The organism is Chryseobacterium luquanense, from assembly GCF_026460945.1.
Lineage (GTDB): Bacteria > Bacteroidota > Bacteroidia > Flavobacteriales > Weeksellaceae > Chryseobacterium > Chryseobacterium luquanense.
Genome location: NZ_JAOVZV010000040.1, coordinates 1 through 1,661, shown reverse-complemented (window position 1 = coordinate 1,661; position 1,661 = coordinate 1). Strand labels below are relative to the sequence as shown.

The window sequence follows — 1,661 nt, the reverse complement described above, 5'->3', positions numbered from 1 at the left end:
GTACATTTCAGATTCCAGAAGTTCAGGAGGAGTATAGCCAACCATGCATTCTTCTATCAAAAACTGAGTCCATGCATCGCAGAAGTTTCCAGTATTAATAGCTTTGGAATAAAACCAAACTACCACACGAGAGGATTCGTGCGGCAGCGAGGGTTATCAATTGCTGTAGAAAGTCCGTCACATCAAAAATTATTATCTATCATTCTCAAAGAGCATTTCTATAATATACCAGTTAACAGAAATCAAAAAACTGTTATTTTCGTTAGTAATAAAATATTCCATACCATAACATTCCTCTATTAATTTGGAAAATAATTTCCCTTCTTTTAAAACAAATATCTGATTTTTATTATAATAATCTTGTTCAAAAAAAACGTAAATAGATCCTGAAAGATATATTTCAGAAAACGAAAATTCAAACTCATCAGTAGCCATTTTTTTAGAAATATCGCTACCTATTGATAAATGATCAGTAATCTTAAAAGGTTTAAATTTATTATAAACATTATTAATAAATCTTTCCGCTATTTTCCCTTCAACAACTGAGTGTTCTAAAAATTTCTTCTTAGACACTGATTTTAATTCTTCAATTTTTTTTAAATAATCTTGATTTTCCATTTTATATTTATCTTGTAGCTGGAACATTGTCTATAAATATATGACCTCTTATCCTACTTGCTTTTCGTCCAGATGTCTGATATCCAACATGTGGTTGATGTGGACCTTCTCCCAAAATCCCTTTAGCTTTCACATTATTAAATACTGGTATATCCATATTTACACTAGCTCCACCTGGACCTTGATATTCAACAGGGATTGACTTTCCGTTGACATCTTTTCCCCATTTTGTTACCTGGAATGATTCTCTTGGCAAACCTGTTCTTTTAAACGTTTCCTCTAAAGCCATTATATGGGTCGCACCACCTCGCATATCAACATCTTTAATAGCGTTGAATTTCCACTTGCCCCCGGTTAGACCATTTCCTGTTCCTCCTTTTCCTTCGGGTAAAAATATGCTTCCAAGCACTATAGCCATTGTGCCAATATTTTTTCCAGCTTCGTAATAATTTTCATTCCGAAGATTATCAAAAGTTTCTACAGCAATATCCAATCCAGGTTCAAGATTATTAAATGGATTACTTTCGACACAATCTCCTGTTATACATAAAGTGGAGGCACCAAATACATTACTATTTCTTGCTGATGGATCAATAAAACTTCTAATAGTATTGAAACTTATGCTGGCAATATCTCTGATTCCTTTAAAGGTTATTGTTTCAAAAGAAGCTTCTGTAGCTCCATCCATTATACCTGAAAATATATTTCCATTAAATGAATGAGCATCATTTGACTTCTTTATACCCTTTATTATAACTTCCTCAATTAATACTCCTCCTTTAGGTCCATATATTTTATTAGGATCCACTTTTTTTGGTTTTCCTGGTCCATCTCCACCTATTCTTTCCCCCATCATCCCTGTAGGATCTGCAAAGTTAACAGGATCATTCCAAACATAAGCATAAGGTGATACCGTAATATCTGCTAAAGGATCTATAGATAACCAGAAGCTTCGCTTAGGATCATAATATCTCGCACCATAATAGTAGTATCCTGTTGATGAATCAAATTCTTTTGCATTGTATTTATAAGGATTATCATAA

General features: G+C 33.0%; 2 protein-coding genes. Both read right to left on the bottom strand.

What is annotated here, in order from left to right:
- Positions 1 to 192: 192 nt before the first annotated feature.
- Entirely contained in the window at positions 193 to 618 is a 426-nt protein-coding gene (locus OEA66_RS20380) for a hypothetical protein (RefSeq protein WP_267283139.1), read from the bottom strand.
- A 7-nt stretch (positions 619 to 625) separates the two neighbouring features.
- Positions 626 to 1,661 (bottom strand): polymorphic toxin type 47 domain-containing protein (locus tag OEA66_RS20375; protein WP_267283138.1); only part of this gene is annotated, 1,036 nt, incomplete at its 5' end.

What these genes read in the sequence shown, in the direction of transcription:
- OEA66_RS20380 (WP_267283139.1), bottom strand. Translation starts at nt 618, where the DNA reads ATGGAAAATCAAGATTATTTAAAAAAAATTGAAGAATTAAAATCAGTG.